The sequence below is a fragment of the Porphyromonas somerae DSM 23386 genome, assembly GCF_000372405.1.
GTDB classification, from domain to species: domain Bacteria; phylum Bacteroidota; class Bacteroidia; order Bacteroidales; family Porphyromonadaceae; genus Porphyromonas_A; species Porphyromonas_A somerae.
In genome coordinates, this window is record NZ_AQVC01000032.1 from 20927 (window position 1) to 27074 (window position 6148).

2 protein-coding genes are annotated in these 6148 nt (G+C 49.4%); one reads left to right on the forward strand and one right to left on the reverse strand.

All coding sequences use genetic code 11. The features are described 5' to 3' along the window. Positions 1-53 precede the first annotated feature (53 nt). Entirely contained in the window at positions 54-1193 is a 1140-nt protein-coding gene (locus A3GK_RS0107015; RefSeq protein ID WP_018028759.1) for a BPL-N domain-containing protein, read from the reverse strand. A 1930-nt stretch (positions 1194-3123) separates the two neighbouring features. Between A3GK_RS0107015 and A3GK_RS10600 the strand changes: the two genes are divergently transcribed. Continuing rightward, the coding region (locus A3GK_RS10600; protein WP_040576056.1) for a leucine-rich repeat protein at positions 3124-6148 on the forward strand (3025 nt) is incomplete at its 3' end.

The window sequence follows — 6148 nt, forward strand, 5'->3', positions numbered from 1 at the left end:
TCTGCGAGCCTCGACCGGGGGGCAAGCTGAGTGGCACCCTGCCGGGTGCTCCGCTACTCCACTTTCAGTTGCTCCACCGCATTACCGATGGCCTGCTTTACTTCAGGTTCGGACTCCACATTGTACGCGACCTCTAGGTCGGGAAGATAGGTGCGGTACATCGCCCAGCCTATCCACTCTGCAGCACACTTTCGCACAGCAGGAGAGGCATCGAATATCAAGCCTTGGATCCACCGCTTAGCATCCCAAGAGTTGTGCTGCATTAGCCAATCGATCGCTGTTAGCTTTGCCTCCTCATCGCCATAAAGGAAGGTTTGAAAAGCCTCCCCCTCCGCCTGACGACGCTCCTCCGTCATCAATAGCTCCTTGCCGAACTTACTTGGGTCTATAAACTTAGCTGGAAGCTCCGATGCCATCTGCCTTGGCGAAACTTTATGAACCAACCGAGAGAGCATCCACTGCATTCCAGGCGTTGCCTCAGGGTGCCCCACCACCGAAGCAGTCCACCCCTTACCATACTGTGCAATATAGAGGAAACTCTTGCCATTAGTCATATCACTGGGAGCATTCCCCTCCACATGCACATCACTCTCCATCGTTGCATAAGAGTGATAAGCAACTTCACTTCCTTCACGAGGTAGCACCACAGGGCCTTCATAATACATTATATATAAGGTGTCTTGCTCCGCCACCTCAGGGAATAACTTCTTCCCCTCATCCGTCAGCGTCACCTTTGCAATCCCCCGACCCCGATTGTCGTGCTCAATATCGTGTGCCTCAGCACCACTCATCGCCAGACAAGCGTAGTTAGGCGTCTCGGTGATCAGATAAGCGCCAGCACAAATTCCGACATAGCCACCGCCATTGGCCACAAACTCCTGCACCTTTCGACGGCCCTCACCACCCATGTTGAGATACTGACGGCTACCCCCTCCACCAGGCACCACCAACACATCCACATCGGCAAGAGCCCCCTCATTGATCTGCTTAGTGGTCAGCAAACGGCACTCCAGCGAAGGGTCCATCTCCACCGCTGCCTTTGCCTCCCAGACACAGGTTTCCGAACCTCCATGCCCCTGAAAAACCGCTACCCGAATCACCTCCTTCGGAGCAGCCTCCTTTTCCACATCACTACCACACGACAGCAGACATAAGCAAGCTATCACAGCCAAGAGAGAATAAAGTCTTTTCATATCTTCAATTTTAGTTCAATAAAGTCACTACGCAAATGTAACGAAATCCCCCACCACCACAAAACCCATACCCCCCAAACTCATCTTAGTTTTAAGAGAATGGCACTTCGTGCAACATTCTCGATAAGGCACCCCGATAAAGAACCTCCGCGAGGAGGTCCTTTACGCCTTATCCAAAACGCCTTATCGGACAAGTCGGACAGGTCGGACAAGTCGAGAATGTTGCACGAAGTGCCATTCTCAAGATGAGTTTGAAAAAGAATTGATCCGACTCGTCTGACCTGTCCGACTCGTCTGACCTGTCCGATGAGGTACCCCAAAAGAAACTGTGAAATAAAGTGAAAAACTACCCAAAATAGGGCTTCGCAACCACCCCCTCACAACCCACTGATTTCCAACACCCTACAAGAGCCTCCATTGAGATGCAACAAAGCAATCGCTTAGTTGCAACAAACCGATCGCTTAGTTGCAACTCGCCGATCGCTTAGATACGGTCTCAGCAAACGCTTTGATACGGTCTCAACCACCACCCTCCTAACCCATTGGTTTATAACACTATACAACAACCTCCTCATTTCACCCCACCTTCCCCTCTCTCCCGACAAATATTAACCTATTTTAAGCACTCAAGCACTTTATCCGCGTCGCTAACGAAATACAAGAGACTGTTGCACGAAGTGCCATTCTCGATAAGGCACCCCAAAGAGAATACCCCGAAGGGGTTACACGGTCTAATAACCCAAGCTTCCCCCGAAGGCGAGCGGCAGCGAGCCTGAAGGAGAAGCTTGGGCATCGAAGACGCCACAACCAATCTACCCCGAAGGGGTTGCATATCCACATTATCGTATGGAAGTGCAACCCCTTCGGGGTAGTTAACTTTGGTCTATTCCTCTACCCAACCTTCTCCACGGCAGGTACGCTTCGCATACCTGCCGTGGGGGAAGGCTGGGTTAATACACCATGAAAGCCCTTCGGGCTACCTTCATTTGGCGCCCCCCAAAAAAAGGACCTCGCAGAGGTCCTTCACGCCTTATCCAAAACGCCTTATCAGACAGGTCGGACAAGTCGAGGCTGTTGCACGAATGATTTATACAAGCTATTGAGGATAATGGGGTAAGGACCTCGGCAGAGGTCCCTCTTAAATAGGCACAGGTCGGAGGGGCAAAGCCCCGAACGACCTGTGTGCAAGAGCATATTCACCACCTCCTTGACCCCGGCTGAGGGGTCAGACCTAGATAGGGTTGTCCGACCCCTCAGCCGGGGTCGAAGGGGTGTTTTGCACATCGTTATACACAGGTCATCGGCACTGCGTGCCTTGACCTGTGCCTATTTAACACGGACCCCTCAGCCGGAGTCCTCCCCTATAGACACACCTATGAAAGCCCTACGGTAAGGCTTTCCTAATGCCTTACCCCTGCCCTCCCCACCCCTAGGCTGGGGTCGTAAGGGTATTTTACACCTACCTATTCATTAATATTTGAGACTGTTGTACGAATGATCTATACAAGCTATTGAGGATAAATAGGGTAAGGACCTCGGCAGAGGTCCGTGTTAAATAGGCACAGGTCGGAGGGGCAAAGCCCCGAACGACCTGTGTGTAAGAACATATTCACCATCTCCTTGACCCCGGCTGAGGGGTCAGACCTAGATATGGTTGTCCGACCCCTCAACCGGGGTCGCAAGGGTATTTTACGCATCGATATACACAGGTCTTCGGCACTACGTGCCTCGACCTGTGCCTATTTAACACGGACCCCTCAGCCGGAGTCCTCCCCTATAGACACACCTATGAAAGCCCTACGGTAAGGCTTTCTTAATGCGTAACCCCTGAGGATTTCATTAATATTTAGGTAGTGGATGGGCAAAAAAGGGTATATTTGTGAAGTGGAGGGTGTGTGCAGTATTTTTATAATGAGAGTTTGATGAAGAGATGCAGTATCCGAATCTATCTGAGTATGTGAAGGCCATCGCCAATGCAGGTGATAATCTGGAAGAGTTGAAGCATCTGGTGCCAGTACCCGATGAACATGGAGAGCCCTACAGAAGTAGTGGTGCCTTTGCCGTGGTCTTTAAGATGAAAGACCCCAAAACAGGTCAATTCTATGCCCTCAAGTGCTTCACCGAGGAGCAGGAGGGGCGTGCCGAGGCTTACCGAAAAATAGGTGCCGAGCTGGAGGGAATGCGGAGTGACTACTTCACCTCAATGAGATACTACGATCGAGAGCTCTTTGTGGATAGCAGTGTGTCGAGCGAGAGTGACTTTCCAGTCCTCCTGATGGAGTGGGTCGAGGGGCAGACGATGGAGAACTACATCGCTAAGTACTATCAAGATAGTTACAAGATGGGGCTCCTTTGCCACCTCTTCTGCAAGATGGCATCCTGGCTACGGAGCCAACCCTTTGCCCACGGAGACATCAAGCCCGATAACATCATTGTGGGAGAAAAGGGGGAGCTCACCCTGATCGATTACGATGGTATATTTGTTCCGAGTATGGCGGGGCAGAGCTCACCGACGCTGGGGACGCAGGACTTCCGTCACCCCTTGCGAAAGGCTGAAGACTTTGATGCCACCATCGATGACTTCGCTCTCGCCTCCATCGCACTCTCTCTCAAGGCGATCACCTTGAATCCCGATCTACTTGATCGTTTTGGTGCTCCCGACCGTCTCCTCTTCAGTGCCAATGACTATCTAGATCTCACTACCAGCGACGCATTGAGTTCCATTTGGCAGTTGGTTGCAGACCAAGAGCTAAGCAAGCTACTCTCCCTCTTTCTATTGGCTCATGCCGAACAAAACCTTGCTGCCACCTCCTTTTCGCTTTTCTCCACCACCCGACCAGAGGAGCCTGTCATTGAAGTCCTTTCAACCGAGGTAACTGACCAAGACCTTGAAGAAGCCTACACCGATGAGTATGGCGTAAAGTTCAGCCCAGATAGAAAAAGACTACTCAAAGCACCACGTGACTTGAAATCGTACGTCGTGCCCAACACCGTAACAGTCATCTGTGATAATGCATTTTTATCTTTTTGGGGGAATAACCTCACTTCCATAGCACTACCAGAGGGACTGGAAACAATTGGAAACGATGCGTTCCATAACTGCGAGAGCCTCACTTCCATAGCACTACCAGAGGGACTAAAAACAATTGGAAACGAAGCATTCAGCTGGTGCAAGAGCATCACTTCCATAGCACTACCAGAGGGACTAAAAACAATTGGAGACAGGGCGTTCAGCGGGTGCAAGAGCCTCATTTCTATAACACTACCAAAGTCTCTCACCAATATTGGGAAGAACCCATTTCAGGGTTTACAAATTGGGAAGGACCCATTTCGGTATTTACAACTGAAAATCAACAATCTTTCCCCCCACTTCTGTATAGAGGACGATGTCTTATTCACAGCAGATAAGACTCACCTCATCTCCTACTGCTCCTCTAAGACTATTTACTCTGTACCAAGTACTGTGGGAACAATTGGAGATAGTGCGTTCTTTGGGTGCGAGAGCCTCACTTCCATAACACTACCAGAGGGACTGAAAACAATTGGAAACGAAGCATTCAGATACTGCCATAGCCTCACTTCCATAACACTACCAGAGGGACTGAAAACAATTGGAAACTATGCGTTCAGCACTTGCCGGAGCCTCACTTTCATAACACTACCAAAGGGACTAAAAACAATTGGAAACGGAGCGTTCAGTACGTGCGATAGCCTGACCTCCATAACACTACCAGAGGGACTGGAAACAATTGGAAACGAAGCATTCAGTGGGTACAATAGACTCACTACCATAACACTTCCAAAGTCTCTCACCAATATTGGGGAGAACCCATTTCGGTATTTACAACTAAAAATCAACAATCTTTCCCCCCACTTCTGTATAGAGGACAATGTCTTATTCACAGCAGATAAGACTCACCTCATCTCCTACTGCTCCTCTAAGACTATTTACTCTGTACCAAGTACTGTGGAAACAATTGGAGATGGTGCGTTCTGCAATTGCAATAGCCTCACTTCCATAACACTACCAGAGGGACTAAAAACAATTGGAAACGAAGCGTTCTCCTGGTGCAGTAGCCTGAGTTCAATAACACTACCAGAGGGACTAAAAACAATTAGAAACAAAGCATTCAGCGGGTGCGAGAGCCTCACTTCCATAACACTACCGGAGGGACTAAAAACAATTGGAAACGAAGCGTTCAGCGGGTGCAAGAGCCTCACTTCCATAACACTACCAGAGGGACTGAAAACAATTGGAAAGAGTGCGTTCAGCCAGTGCTCAAGCCTCACTTCCATAACACTACTAGAGGGACCAAAAACGATTGGAAACAATGCGTTCGGCTGCTGCCATAGCCTCACTTCCATAACACTACCGGAGGGACTAAAAACAATTGGAGACAGGGCGTTCAGCCAGTGCAAGAGCCTCACTTCCATAACACTACCAGAGGGACTAAAAACAATTGGAGACGATGCGTTCTGGAAGTGCTGGAGCCTCACTTCCATAACACTACCAGAGGGACTGAAAACAATTGGAGACAATGCGTTCAGCCAGTGCTGGAGCCTCACTTCCATAACACTACCAGAGGGACTGAAAACAATTGGAGACAATGCGTTCAGCCAGTGCTATAGCCTCACTTCCATGACACTATCAGAGGGACTGGAAACAATTGGAAAGAGTGCGTTTAGCCAGTGCTCAAGCCTCACTTCAATAACACTACCAGAGGGACTGAAAACAATTGGAAAGAGTGCATTCAGCCAGTGCTCAAGCCTCACTTCAATAACACTACCAGAGGGACTGAAAACAATTGGAAACGAAGCATTCAGATACTGCCATAGCCTCACTTCCATAACACTACCAGAGGGACTGAAAGCAATTGGAAACTATGCGTTCAGCACTTGCCGGAGCCTCACTTTCATAACACTACCAGAGGGACTAAAAACAATTGGAAACGAAG

Bases quoted from the DNA above. Each gene is read 5' to 3' on its own strand.
- A3GK_RS0107015 (WP_018028759.1), bottom strand. From the start codon at position 1,193: ATGAAAAGACTTTATTCTCTCTTGGCTGTGATAGCTTGCTTATGTCTG.